Origin of the sequence: Halothiobacillus diazotrophicus, assembly GCF_001663815.1 — a bacterium.
Taxonomy (GTDB): domain Bacteria; phylum Pseudomonadota; class Gammaproteobacteria; order Halothiobacillales; family Halothiobacillaceae; genus Halothiobacillus; species Halothiobacillus diazotrophicus.
The window spans coordinates 787,396-808,143 of record NZ_CP016027.1 but is presented as its reverse complement, the minus strand read 5'-3'; the positions used below and the strand labels follow the sequence as shown (position 1 = coordinate 808,143).

The 20,748-nt window shown below is 63.2% G+C and carries 10 protein-coding genes; all 10 read right to left on the bottom strand.

What is annotated here, in order from left to right; translation table 11 throughout:
• The 10 genes from A9404_RS03630 to A9404_RS03585 all read right to left on the bottom strand — a co-directional run bounded on the left by A9404_RS03630 (window position 1) and on the right by A9404_RS03585 (window position 20,649).
• Window positions 1-1,452 carry a mannose-1-phosphate guanylyltransferase/mannose-6-phosphate isomerase gene (locus A9404_RS03630; RefSeq protein ID WP_066098755.1) on the bottom strand — a complete coding sequence of 484 codons (1,452 nt, stop codon included), beginning with the start codon at window positions 1,450-1,452 and terminating at the stop codon, window positions 1-3.
• A gap of 13 nt (window positions 1,453-1,465) precedes the next feature.
• Window positions 1,466-2,881, bottom strand: coding sequence for an aminotransferase class I/II-fold pyridoxal phosphate-dependent enzyme (locus A9404_RS03625; protein WP_231880941.1), 1,416 nt, complete (start codon window positions 2,879-2,881; stop codon window positions 1,466-1,468).
• Window positions 2,878-10,587 (bottom strand): type I polyketide synthase, encoded by a 7,710-nt coding sequence (locus tag A9404_RS03620; RefSeq protein ID WP_197490423.1) that lies wholly within the window; start codon window positions 10,585-10,587, stop codon window positions 2,878-2,880. Before A9404_RS03620 ends, A9404_RS03625 begins: the two co-directional genes overlap by 4 nt.
• A 222-nt stretch (window positions 10,588-10,809) precedes the next feature.
• Window positions 10,810-12,093 (bottom strand): Y-family DNA polymerase, encoded by a 1,284-nt coding sequence (locus A9404_RS03615; protein WP_066098753.1) that lies wholly within the window; start codon window positions 12,091-12,093, stop codon window positions 10,810-10,812.
• A complete protein-coding gene (locus A9404_RS13750; protein ID WP_082922707.1) occupies window positions 12,090-12,836 on the bottom strand; it encodes a translesion error-prone DNA polymerase V autoproteolytic subunit in 747 nt (248 codons plus the stop codon). The genes A9404_RS03615 and A9404_RS13750 overlap by 4 nt, the downstream gene beginning before the upstream one ends.
• A 123-nt stretch (window positions 12,837-12,959) precedes the next feature.
• Entirely contained in the window at window positions 12,960-14,294 is a 1,335-nt protein-coding gene (locus A9404_RS03605; RefSeq protein WP_066098751.1) for a hypothetical protein, read from the bottom strand.
• Complete coding sequence (locus tag A9404_RS03600) at window positions 14,287-16,077, bottom strand: N-acetylglutaminylglutamine amidotransferase (protein ID WP_066098749.1); 1,791 nt, start codon at window positions 16,075-16,077, stop codon at window positions 14,287-14,289. The genes A9404_RS03605 and A9404_RS03600 overlap by 8 nt, the downstream gene beginning before the upstream one ends.
• A gap of 319 nt (window positions 16,078-16,396) precedes the next feature.
• A complete protein-coding gene (locus A9404_RS03595; protein WP_066098747.1) occupies window positions 16,397-16,858 on the bottom strand; it encodes a VOC family protein in 462 nt (153 codons plus the stop codon).
• Between the two features lie 189 nt (window positions 16,859-17,047).
• A complete protein-coding gene (locus A9404_RS03590; protein ID WP_197490422.1) occupies window positions 17,048-20,182 on the bottom strand; it encodes a CopZ family metallochaperone in 3,135 nt (1,044 codons plus the stop codon).
• On the bottom strand, window positions 20,179-20,649 hold the full coding sequence (locus A9404_RS03585; protein ID WP_066098745.1) for a heavy metal-responsive transcriptional regulator: 471 nt from the start codon (window positions 20,647-20,649) through the stop codon (window positions 20,179-20,181). Before A9404_RS03585 ends, A9404_RS03590 begins: the two co-directional genes overlap by 4 nt.
• Window positions 20,650-20,748 lie beyond the last annotated feature (99 nt).

Here is a 20,748-nt window from a genome sequence, read left to right as displayed (position 1 = left end):
TTATTTGTTGGTTGTTTCTATTGGTGCGCGACCGTATACGTCTTCGATGCGGACGATATCGTCTTCGCCCAGGTATTGACCGGTCTGGACTTCGATGAGGACGACGTCAATCATGCCGGGGTTGGCCAGCCGATGATTCTGACCGGCCGGGATGTAGGTGGACTCGTTGGCTGCCAGCAGGATTTCCTTGTTTCCGTTCACTACCTTGGCCATACCGCTCACGACCACCCAGTGTTCGCTGCGGTGATGGTGCATTTGCAGGGAGAGGGTTGCGCCCGGTTTTACGACGATGCGCTTGATCTTGAAGTCCGGCCGTTCCTCGAGCACGGTGTAGGTGCCCCAGGGGCGGTGTACCGTGCGATGCAGGCGATGGGCTTCGTGGCCGGCAGTCTTCAGTTGCTTGAACAGGTGTTTGACTTCCTGGCTACGCTCCTTGTGCGCCACCAGCAGGGCATCGGGCGTGTCGATGATGACGAGGTTTTCCACGCCCACGGCGCCGACCAGACGGTTGTCGCTGCGAATGTAACAGTCGTGCACGTCGTGCATGATGACTTCGCCATCCAGACGGTTGCCGGATCCATCCGTTTGGCCGATGGCACCCAGCGCCTGCCAAGAACCGATGTCGCTCCAGCCGATGTCGCTCGGGACTACGGCTGCATTCTCGGTGCGTTCCATGACCGCGTAGTCGAAGGACTCTTCCGGGACGCGGGTGAAATCGTCGGCGTTCAGCTCGCAGTGGAAGAAGTCGTTGTTGTTGGTCACGCCCTGCGAGATTTTGGAATGACTAATGGTTTCACGGACAGCGTCGAGGATTTCCGGTGCATATTTGTCCAGCTCGTCGAGTACCGTTTGGGCCTTGAAGCAGAACATGCCGGAGTTCCACAGAAAGCGCTCGCTGGCGACAAACTCGATGGCCGTAGGCAGGTCCGGTTTTTCGACAAAGCGGATGACCTGATTCTCCTGATATTCGATGTAACCATAACCGGTTTCCGGCTGGTTCGGCTTGATACCAAAGGTGACGAGGCGCCCTTTTTCGGCCAACTGCTTGGCCTGATTGACGGCTTCCTCGAAGGCTACCTTGTTTTCGATCAGGTGGTCTGCTGCCAGCACGAGCAACAAAGCCTGGGGATCCTTCCGGGCAACCATCAGTGCCGCAGAGGCGATGGCGGCAGCCGTGTTGCGAGCGGATGGCTCAAGAATCAAGGAGATGGCCAGATTGTCCTGATTGACCTCATTGAGTTCGTCTTCGATTTTGAAGACCAGATCTCGATTGGTCACAGTGATGACCTGCCGGGTGCCAGTTAAACCCGCTGCACGCAAAAAGGCTTTCTGAAGCAGGCTCTGCCCATCCGGTAGGCGAATGAAGGGTTTGGGATGCAGCTCTCGAGATAGGGGCCAAAGGCGCGAACCCGCGCCACCACACAAAATTACTGGGAAGAGAGCGTTTGTCATGTTTATTCCGTACTTAGATGATGGTCTTTAACGTATTCAATGTGTAATCGATTTGTGTTTTTGTATGTTCGCTGGAGATGAAAAACCGGAGTCTTGCGGCTTTTTCTTCGACGGCTGGGTGAATGATGGGCTGTACGTTGATGCCTTGGGTCAGAAGCTGGTTTGACAACTTAACGGCCTTCAGTGACTGACCAATGACAATGGGTACGACACAATAGCCTTGGCTCAGGCCTGTGTTCATGCCGAGTTCGCCTGCCTTTTGCAGGAAATAATGGCCACGTTCCTGAAGTCGGGCGACCCGCTCCGGTTCTGCCTGGATGATGTGCAGGGCTTCCAGGGAGGCGGCGGCAAGCGGCGGGGCCATGCCGACGCTGTAGACGAACCCGGGCGCGGCATAGCGCAGGTGCTCGACCAGTGCTTTCTCGCCGGCAATGTAGCCGCCACAGCCGGCCAGACTCTTGCTGAATGTGCCCATCCAGATGTCCACATCCTTGCCCGCAATCCCGAAGTGTTCGGCAATGCCCATGCCGCGGGCGCCGAGCACGCCGAAGGAGTGCGCCTCGTCCACCATCAGGAAGGATTGGTAGCGTCGCTTGATATCGATGAAGCGGGGCAGGTCGGGGATATCCCCATCCATGCTGTAAAGACCCTCGATGACGATGAGCACGCGCTGATAGCGGTCGCGCATGTCGGCGAGGATTTGTTCCAGGGTGGCCCAGTCGTTGTGCGGGAATGCCCGGCGTTGGGCGCCGCCCAGCTGAATGCCCATCATCACGCTGTTGTGGATCAGGGAATCGTGCAGGACGAGATCCTTCGGGCCGAACAGATGGCCGATCGCAGAGACATTGGTGGCGTGGCCGCTGACGAAGGCGAGGGTGTCATCCACCCCGTAGGCTTTGGCGATGGCCTGTTCCAGCGCCTGGTGGATGGGACGCTCGCCGGAGACGACCCGACTGGCGGAGACTGAGGTGCCGTATTGCTCGATTGCCTTTTGTGCGGCAGCGTTGACGCGCGGATCGCCCGAAAGCCCTAGGTAGTTGTAGTTCGCGAAGTTGATGCACTCGCGGTCGGCGATGCGCGTGGTGGCACCGGCGACGCCTTCATGAGCACGGAAGAACGGATTGTCCAGGCCGATGCGGCGCGCGGCCGCCTGGGGAATCAAGACCTGCTGATAACCCGGAAAGGCGTCGAAGCGGGTGAGTTCCTCGGCGACATGGCTGCAGCCAGCGGCAGCGTCGGTGGAGGTGGAAGCCGTGTCACCGGCATTGCGCGATGCGCCGAAGAAACGACGAATCAGATTCTGCTTGCTGTCACCGCTGAGCTTGTCGGTTGACTTGTCTTGATGCATACCCGCCGCCGTCCGACTATCGGCGGTCGAGCGCGTGGCGACTTCGGGGTGCTCCAAGTCAGTGTTCAGCGGGGGTTTCATGATGTTTTCACCGTGTCTTTCATGCTCCGGGCCATATCGGCCATTTCTGCGATTTCGGTTTCGTCGGCATCGGCGGAATGGATGACCGCCATATGTCGAACGATGTCTTCCATGCGCTGCGTTTCCGTCTTCGTGCTCTGGTTTTCGAAGAGGTGGTGGTACACCCGTTCGGCGAGTCGGTCGATGGTCGGTCCTTCGTTCAGAACCATTGCGGGCATGTGCACGCTGAATCGCTTCTCGATTCCCAATGCAAGTTCCACGCCCATGAGTGAGTCGAGCCCCATGTCGAACAGCGATTTCTTGCGATCGATGCGTTCGACCGAGAGACCGAGCACCTGAGCCACTTCATCGGCGAGCATTTCCGCGATCTGCTTGAGCGCTTCCTCTGGCGTACAGTCCTTCAGCAGGGCGCGAATATCGCCGGTCTGGATCTGGGCGGCCCGGCCGGCCGTGCGCCGGAGCGGTTCGAAGGTCATGGCGGAGGCAGCGGGCAGGGCGCGTTCCAGGGCATGCCAGTCCAGGCGCATCACGGCGCGAGTGGGCAAGTCATGCGTGAGCGATTCCTCAAGTGCATCAAGGGCTTCGCTCGCTGTTACGGCCTTGCCGCCGATACGGGCTTCCAAACCTTCCTGAACGTTCTGGTTGTCCACAAGGTAACCCACATCACCCAGCGGGCCCCAGCAGAGTGCAGTACCTGGCAAATGTTGCGCGCGACGCTGGTGCATCAGTGTCTCAAGGAACCCATTTGCTGCCACATAATTAGCCTGACCAGGGTTTCCGATGAAGGTCGTAGCGGATGAATACACAACGAAAAAGTCCAGCAAACTGTTTTGGGTTGCGGTGTGCAGGTTCCAGGCACCCTGTACTTTGGGCGCAAAGGCTTTTTGGAACCGCTCCGCATCAAGATTGTGCACCAATGCATCGTCAAGCACCATGGCGGCGTGAATCACACCCCGAAGCGCGGGGCCATTCTGGGCAATTTCCTGAATGACGTTCGTGACCGATTCCGCGTCCGTGACGTCGCAGGCCACGACGCGCACACGGCTGCCGTCCGCGCCGAGTTCATCCAGTCGGTCGGCGATGCCCGGGGTGTCCAGGCCGCGCCGGCCCAGGAGAACGACCTGACCGGCACCGCGTTGCAGTAGCCAGCGTGCGGTTTCGAAGCCGAAGCCGGTCAGGCCGCCGCTGACGAGATAGCTGCCGTCCGCCTGGCAGAGCAACGGTTCGTTCGTTTCGGACGTTCCCCGTGATGCTCGGGCAGGTTCAATGATCGGCGGCGGTGTTTCCAGGGTGACGACGACCTTGCCGATCTGCTTGGCCTGCTGCATGTAGCGGAAGGCATCGACGACCTGCTCGGCCGGGAAGATGCGATGAGGGAGCGGGTGCAGTACCCCGTCGTGGAACAGGGCCATGACTTCGCTGAAGAGTTTGGCCGCCAATTCGGGACGTGCCGCCATGAGTTGGTCGGCATCGATGCCGAAGTAGCTCAGGTTGTCCTTGAACGGACGCAGGCCGATGTGGGTATTTTCGTAGAAGTCGCGCTTGCCGAGTTCCAGGAAGCGCCCGAACGGTCGGAGGATGTGCAGGTTGCGATTGATGGCTTCGCCGGCCAGGGAGTTCAGGACCACGTCGATGCCTTGGCCGCCGGTGGCGCTCATGATCTGATCCGCGAAGGCCAGATCGCGCGAGCTGTACCGGTGATCGACACCCATCAGGGCGACGAAATCCCGCTTTTCGTCGCTGCCGGCCGTGGCGTGAATTTCCGCCTTCAGATGTCGGGCGACTTCGATGGCAGCGATGCCGACACCGCCGGCAGCACCATGGATCAGTACGCGCTCGCCTTCGCTGAGTTGTGCGAGATGCGCCAGCGCGTAGTAGACAGTGAAGAACACGGTCGGCACGGTGGCCGCCTCGGCAAAACTCCAGTTCTCGGGTTTGCGCGCGACGGCACCGGCATGAGTGATGACGTGGCTGGCGAAGCATTGCGGGCCAAATCCGAGAACGTCGTCGCCCGGTTTGACGTGGGTGACGCCCGCGCCGATGCGTGAGACGACGCCCGAAAACTCCAGGCCCAGGCTCGGGCCGGAGAAACCGTTTTCGACGGCTTCGTCGCTCAGCAGGCCCATGGCGTACATCACGTCGCGGAAGTTGAGACCGACCGCCTTGACCTGGACTTCGATCTCGTTGGCAGACAGGGCACGCTCAGGGAAGGCGCGCCACTTGAGGTTGCGCAGCTGGCCCGGCGTATCGAACTGCAGGTGGTATCGATCGGCCGGAACCGATGTTGCGGTATCGGTGGTGTCCGCGGGACGCATGCGCGGCACGAAACGACCCTGATCCGTGAGGATGACTTCGCGTTCCGGGTCGGTCCCGGTCAATTCGCGCAGGACGGTGACGAGTAGCGGATCGTCCGCGGGGGGCACGTCCGTCGTCGCGGGGTCGGTGCCGATTGCGGGAATGTCGATCAGGGTGATGTCCAGCCCTGGATATTCGTTCATCGCGACGCGCGCCATGCCCCAGAGTGCCGCCGATGCGGGATTGGCGTCCGGCCGGGGCGATCCGACGAGGGCGCCGCCCGGGGCGAACCACCACAGTCGGGGCGGGGTGCCGTTGTATTCTTCCAGCGTGTGCAGCAGGTCGAGGGCGCGCAGGCAGAGGGCCTGGCCGGTCTCGCCCGGCATCGGGCCGGGGCCGGCCAGTGCGGCGAGATCGACAACGTGGTTCAGTGGGCCAATCTGCTGATCGGTCTGTTCCAGCAGTGCCGACATGTCTTCGGCCGTCAGGGTATCGAGTTCGGCGAACAGGGCGACGCGCTGCCCATTCTGATCGAGCAGTGCCGCCAGCCGGTGGCCCCAGGCCGTGGCCTGATCGTCCTTGCCGCTCAACAGCAGCCAACCGGAAACCTCTGTTTCCGGGGTTTCCGTGGCGATGGGTGCCGGGGCGGTGGTTGTCGGTGCGGCGATAACGAGATAACCGCCGCTCTGCAGTTCGTCATCGGATTCGTGACGGACGTGCAGCCCTTCGTAGCCCCATCCGGACAGGGCGGTTCGCCAATGGCTGGCCGGGCGAAGCGGACTGCGGCGCGTGGCCGTCTGCTGTTGCCACCAGCGGTCGTCCGTCAGATGAATGAATTCCGAGAAGAGGGAAGGGGCCTGTTCGGCAAGCAGCAGTAGGCCGCCCTGGGCGAGCTTCTGACGCAGTTGCCGCAGCAGCGCCGGATGGTGCTCCAGCGTGTGTACGCCTTCCGGGAACAGCATCAGATCGAAATGGGCCGGCAGGGCATGCGTGGCGCTGAGTTGTCCGGTCTGTGCATCCAGGTCCGCCACGACGAGTGCGGCGGTTCGATCGTACAGGCTGCGCAGATCGTTGCGTTGCTCCGCGTCGGGATGTGTGATGACGAGTTCGATCGGCCGGTGCGTGGTCTGCGGTATGAGTTCGTCGATCAGGCCGGTTTGTGCCGAGCCGATCACGAGGATGCGCAGCGGTGCCTCCTGGGGCGTGTCGGCGAGGATGGCCCGCCAGGTCTGGTTCAGCAGGATTCGCGTGCCCGCCAGGCTGATGCCCGATTCGCCGACCTGGTCATATTGGGCGCCCGAGGTGATTTCCGCCGCCCAGACTCCTGCATCGCGCTCGCCGCGGATCAGTTCCGGCAGGGCCCGCCCAACACGCCCGATCAGTGTGATTTCCGGCGCGCAGGCCGGATATTCGCTCATGAGCGTCGTCCAGATCAGCGCCGATTCGGGTGGCGCTTCGGTTGTGTCCAGCGTTTCGTTGCCGGCATCGTCCGTCTGGAGCCAGCCCTGACGGGTGAGGACGTCGCGCATCCAGTCCAGCATGGCTCGGGAGGCCGGGGTGATGAGGCCCTGATCGGCATGGGACGCAATCCAGCCGCTAGCGGCGAGATCGGCGTAGGTTTCATAGACGTAGGCGGAAACCAGCGCGTCCAGCAGGGGACTGATTTCCTGGTGATAGGTCTGGCGCGCCGTGGCAGTTGCGGCAGACAGGGGGACCTGGGAGGCCAGCGCGGCCCATTCGTCCGGCGTGCGGATGAGTGCCGACGTGCGATTTTCCTGATGGGGCTTGGGGATCGCGTCGATCTGCCAGCGCGGCGGTGCGGCGGTTTCGGATTGCTGAATCGTCGAGGCCCGGAAGCGGCACTGGTGAGCACGGACGACCAGGGCGCCGCAGTCGTCGAAGAGTTCGAAATCCGCCAGCGCGGAATGCGGGCTGTGGCGTCGCAGGGCTCCGCGCAGGCTGGTAATCGGGCGTCCGGTGTCCTGCCATTGCAGGCGGCCGATCTTGACCGGCAGCAGGGTGACGCCATGCCCGGAGCGGATTTCCGCACGCTGGTGACTGATCAGGGCCTGAAAGCAGAGATCGAGTACGGCCGGGTGCAACAGGTGGTCGGGCGCGTGGCTCAGGGATTCCGGGAGGGTGATGGTGCCTTCGAGCGCGTCGCCCAGGACGCGGACTTCGGAGAGCCCCTGGAACGCCGGGCCGTAGTTCAGGCCGATGCGTTCGGCGATTTCATAGTGTTCAGTGCCGCTGACGACGTCCGCGTTCGGTGCCGTATTCGCATCGAGCGGGCGCAGGGTTTCGGTCAGTTCCGTGAGCGGCGCACCGAGTACACGACCGGCGGCATGCAGACTCCAGTCGTCCGAGGACACGCGGGGGCGGCTGAGAATCTGGAAGCTGCCGTCGCGCGGGGTCAGCACCAGACGGACGAGTCGGGCCTGATTAGCCTCGAACACCAGCGGCTGCACGATTTCCAGTTCTTCGATATCGATGGCATCGATCGCAAAGTGCAGCTTGGCAGCCGTGAGGGCCATTTCGGCATAGCCGGCGCCCGGCATGACGACGGCGCCGCCGACGGCGTGATCGGCCAGATAGGGCAGGGTTTCGGGATCGAGGGTGTTTTCCCAGCCAGCCTCCAGTTCCTTGAGCGGGTAGCCGAGCAATGGGTGGATGCGGTTGCGCCGGATCAGATCGTAGCCTTCGGGCGTCTGTTCGATCCAGTAATGCTGACGCTGCCAGGGATAGCTCGGCAGATCGAGTAGCGGCGCCGTTGCGGGCAGGCGGGTCCGGAGCGACGATGGGCCGCGCAGCAGGTGGATTCGATGAATGGCTTCATTGAGGTCGATCCACTGGTCGGCATCCTTGCGCTGGGTCGGCAAAATGCGGACCGACGTGTTGGATTTGCCGGCGCATTGGGTCAGGTAGCGTTGCAGAATCGCGTTCGGGCCGATTTCGACGAAGATGCGGCAACCGGCGTCGATGAGTTTTTCCGTGGCCTGGGTGAAGTGCACGGCGTCGCGAACGTTGTGCCACCAGTATTGCGCGGTCAGTTGCGTGCCGGGGCACCAGTCTCCGGTGACGGTGGACACGAATCGGCCATTGCCCGCTGCCGGTTTCAAATCCGCCATGGTTTCCAGGATTTCGGCCTGGATCGGGTCCATGGCGCGACTGTGGAAGGCGTATTCGAGATCCAGCACGCGATTGAAGACGCCCCGGTCGTCCAGCCAGTCGCTGAATCGGACCAGCACGTCCGGATCGCCCGCCAGGGTAACGGAGGCCGGGTCGTTCATTGCGGCGATTTCGATCCAGTCGTCCTTCAGTCCCGCTTCGGCGATCAGCTCGGGGATGGCGTCGGCCGAAAGTCCGACAGCCATCATCTTGCCGTTGCCGTGGGTTTTCGCCTGAGCATGGCTACGCTTGCAGACGACGTCGATCGCCTGTTCGAGCGTGTAGATGCCGGTGACCCAGGCGGCGGCAACTTCCCCAACGCTATGGCCGATGGCCGCATCGGCCTCGATGCCGTCGTCGCGCAGGAGTTCGGTGATGCCAACCTGGATGGCGAAGAGCAGGGGCTGGGCGACGGCGGTGTCGCTCATTCGGCTGTGCTCGGCCGTGGCTTCCAGCTCCTCGATGATCGAGAAGCCGGCGTGCGGTTTGATTTGCTTGTCGAGGGCGTCGAGCGTCCGCGCGAAGCGGGGCGATTGCTTGCGTAGGGTGAGTGCCATGCCCAGCCACTGGGCGCCGTTGCCGGAATAGACGAAGGCGACCTTGTTCTCTGCGATCGAACCGTCGTCGTTCTTTACCTTGTCGAGCGCCGATTCGCGGACGACACCACGCGGCGATTCTCCCGCTGCCAGGGCCGACAGCCGGTCGCGAATTTCCTCGACGCTGTCGCCGAACACGGCGCAGCGCTGATCCAGCCAGTCGCGTCGCAGCGCCGCGTTATGGGCGATGGCGGGGAAATCGGCATCGGGCTCGCTCAACAGCGTCTCGTATTGGCGGGCGTATTCGGCGAGCGCTTCTTCCGCGCGGGCGGAGAACACCAGCGGCGGCATGCGATCGCGTGGCGCTGCGGCTTGCGCTGCGGCTTGCGCAGGGGCTTCCTCGAGAATGGTGTGGGCGTTCGCACCGCCGAAACCGAAGGAGTTGATGCCGACGCGCAGCGGTCGATCCCGGCCGGTGAGGGGAATCGATTCGGTGGCGACTTTCAGGTTCAGGCCGGCGAAATCGATGTCGGGATTGAGGGTCGCTGCGTGGATCGACGGGGGAACCTCGCGGTTCTTGAGCGTCAGGATGGCCTTGACCATGCCGGCCATGCCGGAAGCGGGTTCCATGTGGCCGAGATTGCTCTTGATGGAGCCAACCGGCAGCGGGGCATCCTTGGGGCGGAATTGGCCGAGCGCCTGACCGAGCGCGCGGGTCTCGATGGGGTCCCCCACCGAAGTGCCCGTGCCGTGGGCTTCGATATAGTCGATGTCCTCAGGGGTGAGCCCGGTGCGTTCGAGCACGCTGCGAATCAGTTCCATCTGGCCATCGGGACTGGGTATGGTCAGGCCGGTCTTGCGGGCGCCGTCGGCGTTGGTGCCGGTGCCGCGGATCAGTGCATGGATGCGGTCGCCATCGCGTTGTGCCTGCTCCAGGGTCTTGATGAGTAGCACGGCGCCACCTTCCGAACGGACGTAGCCGTCGCCGCCGGCGGCGAAGGTGCGGCATCGGCCCTTGCCGGAGAGCATCGAGGCCTTGGAAAAGCCGACGAAGGGGTAGGGGTGCATCAGCATGTTCACGCCACCGACCAGTGCCGCCCCCGCTTCGCCGCGCCGCAGGGCTTCGCAGGCCATGTGCAGGGCGACCAGCGAGGATGAGCAGGCGGTGTCCACGGCCATGCTCGGGCCGTGCAGGTCGAAGGTGTAGGAAATCCGGTTGGCCGCGATGCTGAGCGTGTTGCCGGTCATGGTGTAGGCATCCATGCCCGACAGGTCGTCGAGGATGCGCATGCCATAGTCGAGGCCGGAGATGCCGACGAAGACGGCGCAATCGCTCCCGGCCATGCGTTCGGCGGGCACACCGGCGTCCTCGAAGGTTCGCCAGGTCAGTTCCAGCAGGAGCCGCTGCTGCGGGTCGAGCTTGTTCGCTTCGCGCGGCGAGATGCCGAAGAAAGCGGGGTCGAATTGACCCATGTCGCTCAGTACGCCGGCGGAGAAAGTGACACTCTTGCCCGGTTCGTTGCGGCGCGGGTGCTGCAGGGTGTCCGTGGCCCAGCGTTCGGCGGGGACTTCGGTGATCAGGTCTCGGCCTTCCTTGAGTGCCGCCCAAAGCGAATCGGGTGTGGCGAGATCGCCCGGCAGGCGGAACGCCATGCCCACGATAGCCAGTGTTTCGGTGTGTGATGGCTTCGAGCTGCGTTTAGACAATGCAAGTACCTGAGTATCAAAAATAAGTTGTTTTATTGCGTGAGCAGCCATACAACCGTTCACGTTAGATATCAGCCAAGTCTATCGGATTTCGATCAAAATGGCGCAGGTGTCGCCCCATCCATGACATGGTCGGATTTGTCCGGCATCCGTGCTTCAAAGGTATTCGTCGGCAGCTTGCTCGCGTGAACCTCGAAGGCAGCTTACCAGATGTGTGGGATGTTATCCCACGACGGGGAGTTGGTCCCAGCGGGTGGTGTAGGACGGGGTGCGCCGGCTCTGTTGCATCTGCCAGCGGTGTTCGAAGCCTTCGGCGGCGAAACGGACCTGACGGCGGCCCATCTTGAGGTTGATCCGGTCGATGGCGGTCATCAGCGCCTGACGGCGGGTGCGGTCGTCCGCGGTCTGCGTGCTGAACAGGCTGCCCTGGCTGCCTTGCAGCGGGCCGAGGTCGAACAGGATGACGCCGCATTTCTGGTAGCGCAGGCCGGGGCGGTAGATCTGCTTCAGGGCGGCATGGGCGCAGCGCAGCAGTTGGGCGGTGTCGTCCGTGGCCTGATGGAGGTTGACGGTGAAGCTGTTGTAGTAGGGGGTGGCGCCGGTGTCCTCGAAGGGGCTGGTGTTCAGGAATACCGTGATGGCACCGGTGATCGAACCCTCCTGCCGGAGCGTTTCGGCGGCCCGGCTGACGTGACTGCTCACGGCCTCGCGGATCGCCGTGAAGGCGGTCTGTCGGCGGCCGAAGGAGCGCGAGGCGATGATCTGCTGGCGGGGCGGCGCTAATTCTTCCACGGCGATACAGGACTCGCCGCGCAGTTCGCGGACCACCCGTTCGACGGAGAGGCTGTAGCGTCGGCGGATCAGTTCGGGCGGCGCATCGCGCAGCTGACGGGCGGTGGCGATACCCTCGGCCTGAAGCCGGCGGGATAGCCGTCGGCCGATGCCCCAGACGTCGCCGACCTCGGTGACGCCCAGCACCCGCTCCAGACGATCCGGCGCGCGCAGATCGCAGACGCCGTCGGTCAGGTGCGGGTTCTTCTTGGCGAAGTGATTGGCCAGCTTGCTCAGGGTCTTGCTGTGGGCGATACCGATGGAGATGGGGATGCCGGTCCATTGGCCGACGGTACGCCGGATGGTTTGGGCGTAATCGGTGAGATCGCGGTCGGCGAAGCCGGTGAGTCCCAGAAAGCATTCGTCGATGGAATAGACCTCGATGTCCGGGGAGAACTGCGCGAGGGTCTGCATCACCCGCCGCGAGAGGTCGCCATACAGGGTGTAGTTGGAGGAAAACACGGCGGCCCCGGCCTGGGCCAGCTGCGCTTTCACCTGGAAGTAGGGCGCGCCCATGGGAATGCCCAGCGCCTTGGCCTCGTTCGAGCGGGCGATCACGCAGCCATCGTTGTTCGACAGCACGACCACCGGCCGCCCCACCAGCTTCGGGTTGAAGACCCGTTCGCAGGAGGCATAGAAGTTGTTGCAGTCGGCCAAGGCAAAGACGGGTTTCACAGCTTGTGGATCACGCTGGTGACGACGCCCCAGATCTGGAAGTCCTGGGCCTCGCGGACGACGATCGGCGCGTAGTCGGGATTCTCCGGCAACAGGCGCACGGTCGTGCCCTTGAGCGACAGCCGTTTCACGGTGAGTTCGCCGTCGAGCACGGCGATCACGATCCGTCCGTCCGTGGCTTCCAGCGCGCGATCCACCACCAGCACGTCGCCGGGATGGATGCCGGCACCCAGCATCGAGTCGCCGGAGACGCGCACCATGAAGGTGGCCGCCGGGTGGGCGATCAGGTGTTCGTTCAGATCGAGGGTGTCTTCGAGGTAGTCGTCCGCCGGGGAGGGAAAGCCGGCCGAGACCCGGCTGCCGTAGAGGGGCAACGGCAAGGGATGTGGATCGGCGACGGGGCGGCGGAAGTCGTCGAGTTCGGCCAGGCGATTCGGGCGGCGGAACGGGAGGACCTTATCGGAAACAAGGTGGGGTGGCAGGCCGTGATCGGCGTCGTTCGATGCGATCGCGGATTCCGTGCTCCGGCCCTGTGTTGGGAACTGTGTTTGGGCTTGCTGCGCCAGCCAGTCCGTGACGGTATCGAGCAGGCTTTCCGGCACGCGGATGGGGCGGGTTGGCTCCCGGAAACGCCCCTGACCCTTGGGGCGGCCGGCGCCGCGACGGGCGCCGCCATGGGATTTGGCGGGTATTTCCCGAGCTTCGGTGTCAATTGGTTCGGACTGGGGCGGGCGTTTCGCCATGATTGCAGTTCCACACGGTATTTTGAATATTGTGCGTTATTCAAAATCAGCGCGCGGCACTTGTCAATGGGGCGGTTGTGTCATCCGCTTGATCCGACAATTCGGGTAGATGTTTCGAGTCGATTATTGGGGCCGGTTGCCGGTCGGTGTCTCGGTGGCGGAGCCCCGGCGGCGCAGCCGGACGAAAACGGCGACCAGCACGCGGCGCGTGCCCCGGGCAAGATGCAGCCCTAGCCGGACGGGCCGCCAGAAGAAATTCAGCAGCCCACTCACCAGGAACAGCAGCAGAGCGAGGATGAGAAACCAGCCGACGAACTGGACGATTCCGGGTGCGACGCCGAGGGTGTGTGCGAGCCCGGCCAGCAGGCTGTTGATGAGCGAGGGGTGACGCAGGATCACGTAGCCCGTGGCGATCACGGCGCCCCAGGTGCCCAGGCGGGCGAGGAAGGACGAGCGGGGCAGCAGTGCCGCGCCGAAAATCCGGGTGCGCTGCAGGAGGCTCATCCGTGCGGTACCGCCTGCTGCCGAGGTACGAAGCGTCGCCTGATTGACTGCCTGGGCGCCTTTCCCGGCGGCGGCCGTTTCCTTTTCCGCCGTTGCGACGGTTCGCCCGGCCCGCAAGAGCTTGAAGGCGGCGGCAAAGAACACGGCATCGGTGGCGGCATCCACGTAATCGCCGGCGGTAAGCGTGGCGCCGGTGTCGGATTTCCGTTCCAGATTGGCGATCCCGCCGGTGAGGAAATCGCCGATGTCCTGGGCGACGCGCTTGGTCTGGATGCGGCTGACCTGGCCGTTGCGGTCGATCACGAACTGGCCGAGCAGGTCGTGGCCGTCGGCGGCGATCTGCCGGATGGCGTACCAGCCCCGGTTGTCCGGTGTGTCGGCCGCTGCGGCCGCTGGCGGGGCCGTATTTTGTGGCTGGCCCGACAAACTATCCCAGAGCTTGCGGGCGGATTCCGTCGTGCTCTGGATCGTGTTGCCGATGGCCCGTTGGGCCTGAATGGCGAATACGTCGTTGACTCTGAAGTAGTGGATCACGGGGATGATCGCCTCGCCGTAGCGGCGCAGGATGGCCTGGAATTCGGGCGCGGTGCCATAGCGGTCGAGGATTTCCGGCGTCATGCCGGGGTAGGTGTCGAGGGCGATCCAGGCCTTGAGTTGCAGCACCCGGTCGCCCGTGCTGCCGTAGGCGAGCAGCAGGGCCTGGAGATCAGTGGGTTCGTTCATCACCCGGGGATCGATCGGTGCGAGCGTCCGTTCGGCCTGGATATGGATGAGCTGTTCGTCGTAGGGGCGGGGAGGGCCGCTGTCGATCAGGATGGCGAGTGCGCCCAGCAGGCCGCCGAGGACGGCGATCAGACCCAGGGTGCCGAACCGGCTGGGGCGTCTCCCGGTGCGCGAGGGGGCTTCGGGCTGCCCCGAAGCCGAGCTGTCGAGGATGGGGCGTGGGTCAGACACCCTGCTGCTGCAACCAGAGTTCGAACACCGCCAGATGCCAGAGCTTGGCGCCCTGCAGGCGGGTGAAGTGCTTGTCCGGTTCGGCCAGCAGGCGGTTCACGTAAGCCGGTTCGAACAGGCCGCGCTGCTGCGCCGTCGACGTGGACAGGATGTCGCGCATGAATTCGAAGAACGGGCCGCGCACGTACTTGAGCGCCGGTACCGGGAAATAGCCCTTGGGCCGGTCGATGACGGCATCCGGGATGCGCCCGCGCGCGATGCGCTTCAGCATGCCCTTGCCGTCGTGATCCAGCTTGTATTCGGCGGGCATCTTCATGGCGAGTTCGACCAGTTCGTGATCGAGGAAAGGCACGCGTGCCTCCAGCCCCCAGGCCATGGTCATGTTGTCGACCCGCTTGACCGGATCGTCGACGATCAGCGTGCTGGTATCGAGACCCAGCACGCGGTTGAGGTAGCTCTGGCCGCCCAGACCGGCGAATTCCCGGCGAATCCGCTCGCGGGTATGGTCCGGGCCGCGGAAGGGTGCCGTGACCATCTGCAGGAATTCCTCGTGGTCCCGGTCGAAGTAGTAGGGGGCGAAATTCCCCACGTCGTCGCCGGGATGGGCGCGGTCGGCGGCGGCCATCTGCGGATACCAGAAATACCCGCCGAAGACTTCGTCGGCGCCCTGGCCACTCAACACCACCTTGACCTCGCGGGCGACCTGTTCCGAGAGCAGGTAGAACGCCACGGCATCCTGGCCGAACATCGGTTCGCTCATCTGCTGCACGGCTTCCGGCAGGCGTTCGAGCACCTGGCTGTTGGGGATGTGGAAGCGATGGTGTTTCGTCCCGTAGCGTTCGGCGACCGGATCGGAGAATTCGAATTCGCTGCCCTTTTCCTCGGGCTGATCCTCGAAACCGATGGTGAAGGTTTGCGGCGTGATGCCCGCTTCGGCGGCCAGGGCGAGGATCAGCGAGGAGTCCAGTCCGCCCGAGAGCAACACGCCGACCGGGACGTCGCTGATGTCCAGGCGGCGTTTGACGGCGCGCAGCAGACCGTCGTGGATCCGTTCCTGCCATTCGGCCTCACTGTGCGCGGGGCCTTCGGCGGTGTCGACCTGCCAGTAGCGGGTGAGCTTGCGCTGGCCGTCGGCCTCGATCTGCAGGGTGTGGCCCGGCGCGAGCTTGCGCACGCCGCGGAAGATCGTGTGCGGGGCGGGCACCACGCCGTGCAGGGTGAACTGATGGTGCAGGGCGACGGGATCGAATTCGGTATTCACCGTCCCGCCCGCGAGCAGGGCCGGGATCGACGAGGCAAAGCGCAGCGGCGCCTGCGGGTTGGCTGGGTCTTCGGTGTAGTACAAGGGCTTGATGCCCAGCCGGTCGCGGGCCAGGATCAGGCTGCCGGTCTTCAGGTTCCACAGGGCGAAAGCGAACATGCCGTGCAGATGACGCACGCAGTCCGCGCCCCATTGGGCATAGGCCTTGAGGATGACTTCGGTGTCGCCGGTCGAATCGAAGCGGTGGCCGAGGCCGCGCAGTTCGGCACGCAGTTCCGGATGGTTGTAGATGGTGCCGTTGAAGGCCAGCGCCAGGCCGTGTTCGCGGTCGATCATCGGCTGATGGCCGTGGAAGCTCAGATCCAGAATGGACAGGCGGCGATGCCCCAGCGCCATCGGTCCGTCGGAAAAGCTGCCTTCATGGTCGGGGCCGCGTCGTTCCAGCCGATCCATCATGCGCCGTACCGCACCGAGGTCAGGTCGTTGTCCCGGTGCTGCCAGCCAGCCACAGATTCCGCACATGCGTGTCGATCCTTAAATTGAATATGAGTTGAGTGATTACGAGGGGGTGAACGCGGTGGGATCGGCGTCCCGAGTCTGGGGATTTTAGCAGGATGTGGCGCACCGATCCGGGCAGATCGTGGCTATTCCGTACGTGTTGTGTGGCCGTCGAGCGTTAGCGGCCGTGAATTATCCGCTCTCTGAACGCTTATCGAGCTAATTCTACGTCTTGATCATTTGGATGTTGCAGGTGCCAATGCGGTTTGCCGCTGGTTCGCCAGGAGGGGGGTAATTTTGAGAAACGGTCGTTCATCGGCGTCTTCCTCGTTCGCTATACGGTTTACGTAAACATCGCATCAATTCGCCGTTGCATCTCGTCAAATGACACGACTTCAAGGGGCGTCATGACATGCCATTTGTGACCGAAGGGATCGGAAAATACGCCTACGCGCGAACCGTAAAACTCATCCTTGACGGGCATGATGCCCGTGGCACCGGCGTCGAGTGCGCGTTGGTAGGTGGTATCGACATCGTCCACATAGATCGCGATAGTGACGGGGGTTCCTCCCAGGGTTGTCGGGCTTTTGTTACCCCAATCGGGGTTTTCTTCGGCCAACATGAATCGGGTGTCCCCTATTTGCAATTCCGCATGCCCGATATCGCCACCGGGCATCAGCAAGCGCCCGATCTCGGTTGCGCCGAATATTCGTTGATAAAATCGGATGGCCGCATCGGCCCCACGAATGCTCAAATAGGGCGTGATGGTATGTTGGCCGTCTGGGATGGGTTTGGTTGCAGTCATCTTCTTGCTCCTGTAGGGGCTGAGGGCTGTGGTCCGAAAGTCCAAACTTGTCCCGCGAAGCGTACACCGTTTTTTCGATGATATAGATTGTTGTTTTCTAATTAAGTCACTGTTATTTACCGATAAACGACATGCTGGCCTGGCCGTGGCCGCTTTGCTCCCGCCGCGCGGCGGGCCCGGGGCACACGGCTAATCACGAGTGATTCTGGCGTCCAGCTGTGGTTTTTGTTCGGCGAACGTCCCCCAGATCGCCTTGCCGTCGATAACGGTCACGGGCGCGACACGCACCCCGTAGCGCGATTTCACTTCATCGGCAACGCCCGCCGATGTGATGTCCTTCGTTTCGTAGGGAATGTGACGGGTGTCGAGGTAGCGACGGACGGCGGCGCAATCCGGACAGCCGGGACTCGTGTACAACAAGACCGGATCGCGGTCTTCGGGCGTTTCGTTTGATTTTTGGGCCGGCACGTCATCCTCGATTTGCGCCTCGTAGCCTGCTGCCCGTATGGCGTTGACGAGCGCCTGCGGATCGGCATCGCCCCGCACAACTGCTGTACCGGGCGTCAGCGAGACTTCGGCCTTTTCGACGCCGGGGACCTTTTCCAGGGCCTGGGTGGCCGCACGCACGCAGTGCCCGCAGGTCATGCCCGAAATTTGCAGGGTGTGCATATGGGGCATGTGCCGCTTGTCCGAGGGCGCTGGCTCCGCAGGCGCGATTGTTTTTGGCGCCATTGTTTTTGGGGACACGGTTTCCGTTTGATCGGGTTCAGGCTGCGCGTCATCCCGGTGGCGCGCGGCGGTGATTCGATCTCCGGTCTCGGTATGGCTGTTCGCCGTCGACGCGCCGACGAACGATTCGAGTCGCTTGAGTCGCAGACTGTTGCCGAGTACGAACACCGACGACAGGCCCATGGCCACGCCGGCCACCATCGGGTTGAGATGGATACCGAGCGGAATGGCCACGCCGGCCGCAACGGGGATGAGCAGAATGTTGTAAAAAAAGGCCCAGAACAGGTTGCCGCGAATGTTTCCGAGCGTCCGTCGAGCGGCATCCAGGGCAGTGATCACGCCCGTCAGTTCGCCATGCGTGAGCGTAACGTCCGCCGCTTCGATGGCGATGTCCGTACCCGAAGCAAGCGCGATGCCGACGTCGGCCTGCGCCAGTGCCGGTGCGTCGTTGATACCGTCGCCGACAAATGCGACGTGCTGTCCTTTTTCCTGGAGCGCGGTGACCACCTGACTTTTTTCCTGCGGCAACACCTCGGCATGAACCGCATCGATTCCGAGTTCTGTGGCCACGGCCGTTGCCGTGCCGTGCGCGTCTCCGGTCACCATCACCACGCGCAGACCGCGTTCATGCAGCGCGTGTATGACGGACCGGGCTTGTGGCTTGATGCGATCGGCGATGGCCAGCCAACCGAGCAGCGTGTCCTCGACAGCCGCGAACACTACGGTGTGACCGCTTTCTTCGCGTCCGATCGCCCGCTCGACGTTGTCCCGGTCGATGTCCCTAATGACGCCTTGTTGTTCCATGAAACGGCGTGAGCCGACTCGGATCAGTCGGCCTTCCACCCGGCCTTCGATGCCATGACCCGGGATGGCCCGGAAATCGGAGACCGTCGGGATCGTTTTGCCGCGTTCCGTTGCCGCCGCCAGGATGGCACGTCCCAGCGGGTGCTCGGAGGCGCTTTCGAGCGCCGCAGCCAGTCGGAGCGCCTCATCGGGGTTTGATCCGCCCAGGTTGGCGAGGACGGGGCGGCCTTCGGTGAGGGTACCGGTCTTGTCGAATAGCACCGTATCCACATGCGACAGGGTCTCCAATGCTTCGCCTTTGCGGAAAAGCACACCGAGTTCGGCCGCCCGGCCGGTGCCGACCATGATGGCCGCCGGCGTCGCCAGCCCCATGGCGCAGGGACAGGCCACCACCAACACGGAGACTGCCGCCACGAGCGCGAGGCTGACATTGCCGGAAAGGAACAGCCAGGCAATGAAGGTCACGGCGGCAATGACGAGCACCGCCGGGGTGAAAATGCGGACCACGCGGTCGGCCAGACGCTGTATGGGCAGCTTTCCCGTCTGGGCACTTTCGACCAGCCGGATGATCTGGCCAAGCACCGTGTCGCGCCCGACGGAGGTCGCTTCGATCGTCAGTTTCCCATCCAGGTTGACCGTGCCGCCTACCACATCGTCATTTGCAGTCTTGCTGACCGGGAGTGGTTCGCCCGTCAGCATGGATTGATCGATGTGCCCCTGTCCGTCGACGATACGCCCATCGACCGGCAATCGCTCCCCGGGCCGGACCACCAGATGGTCGCCCACGCGGATTTGCGTGACCGGTGCATCCTGCTCGACACCCGCTTCATCCAGACGATGGGCCGTTTTCGCCTGCAGGCCGACCAGTTTGCGAATGGCCGATGAGGTACGTCCCTTGGCGATCGCTTCGAGATACTTGCCGCCCAGTACGGCTGCAATGACCACGGCTGCCGAGTCGAAATAGACATGACGCGCTTCGGGCGGGAACAGGGCGGGGGCCAGTAACACGAGTGCGCTATAGGCCCAGGCCGACCCGGTGCCGGTTGCCACCAACGAGTTCATGTCCGGCGACAGATGCCGGTAGGCAATCCATCCTGGACGAAAAAAGCGCACACCCGGACCGAACAGGACGATCGAGGCCAGCAGCAGCTGTACCCAGTCCCAGAAGCGCGTGAACGGACTGATTGCCTCAAGCGTGTGCTGCCAAGCCGGAATCAGGTCCGGCCCCATGGCCAAGGCCATGATGACAAGCGCAAGGGCTGCGGCGAGCATTACGTCGCGTCTCATCGCGCGATGTTGCGCCTGCCGTTTGTCTGTCTCAGCGGACGATGCGTCACTGACATCGCCTCGCGCGTTTCCCAACGGGTGGGCGGTATAGCCCGCTGCGCCGACTGCCGCTGCCAATTCATCCGGTTTCACCATGCCCGGAACGAAGCGGACATGTGCCTGCTCGGTCGCTAGATTCACGGTGGCCGCGAGCACGCCGGGCGCTTGTTGCAGCGCGCGTTCGACGCGTCCGACGCAGGATGCGCAGGTCATGCCTACCACGGCGAGATCGGCTTCGTCGACCATCGGGGTGTAACCGGTCTCCCGGATGGCTTCGGCGATGCGTTCGGCATTCAGCTGTGCCGGGTCATAGCGTATCTCGGCGCGTTCTGTGGCGAGGTTCACGGTTGCGCTCATCGCGCCGGGCAATCGATTCAGCGCCTGCTCGACCCGTGTGCTGCACGAGGCGCAGGTCATGCCCTCGATACCGATAGCCAGTTCAGAAACGGGTGTCGTGCTATTCATGATCCCTCCGTGCCGGCCCCATCTTCGCCGGCATGAGTGTCATTGGGTTCATCCCCCTGGCCCAGTGCATTGAGAATCGGGCATTCTGCAGTCGGGCCATGGCCCGGGCATAGCGTGCTGAGTGCCAGCAGGCCGGATTTCATCCGCTGCAAACCGGCGATTTTTTCATCGATATCCGCGATCTTGCCTTCGGCCAACTGCTTGACGTCGGCCATGTCCGCCGTGGGGCGGTTATGCAGGGAGAGTAGTTCGCTGATTTCGGTCAGTGAGAAACCGAGTGATTGCGCTTGGCGGATGAAACCGACCTTCTTCACCGTGGCCGGATCGTAGATGCGGTAGTTCGCCGTCGTGCGCCGTTTGGGCGCGATCAGGCCCAGCCGTTCGTAATAACGCAGGGTTTCCGTGGCCACGCCTGCCCGGCGCGCCAGTGCCCCGATTCCGATATGCACGTCCATCGTCGCTCCCATGCCCCGGTGATTCCGGATCGAACCGGATCGGGGTTTACCCATCGTGGGTCGAGTGTAAACCTTAAAGTAGACATTAGGGTCAAGGGTGTTTGCGGCTCG

Excerpts from the sequence above, each read along its gene's own strand:
- A9404_RS03630 (WP_066098755.1), bottom strand. The coding sequence starts at position 1,452 with ATGACAAACGCTCTCTTCCCAGTAATTTTGTGTGGTGGCGCGGGTTCG.
- A9404_RS03625 (WP_231880941.1), bottom strand. The coding sequence starts at position 2,881 with ATGAAACCCCCGCTGAACACTGACTTGGAGCACCCCGAAGTCGCCACG.
- A9404_RS13750 (WP_082922707.1), bottom strand. The coding sequence starts at position 12,836 with ATGGCGAAACGCCCGCCCCAGTCCGAACCAATTGACACCGAAGCTCGG.
- A9404_RS03600 (WP_066098749.1), bottom strand. The coding sequence starts at position 16,077 with ATGTGCGGAATCTGTGGCTGGCTGGCAGCACCGGGACAACGACCTGAC.
- A9404_RS03595 (WP_066098747.1), bottom strand. The coding sequence starts at position 16,858 with ATGACTGCAACCAAACCCATCCCAGACGGCCAACATACCATCACGCCC.
- A9404_RS03590 (WP_197490422.1), bottom strand. The coding sequence starts at position 20,182 with ATGAATAGCACGACACCCGTTTCTGAACTGGCTATCGGTATCGAGGGC.
- A9404_RS03585 (WP_066098745.1), bottom strand. The coding sequence starts at position 20,649 with ATGGGAGCGACGATGGACGTGCATATCGGAATCGGGGCACTGGCGCGC.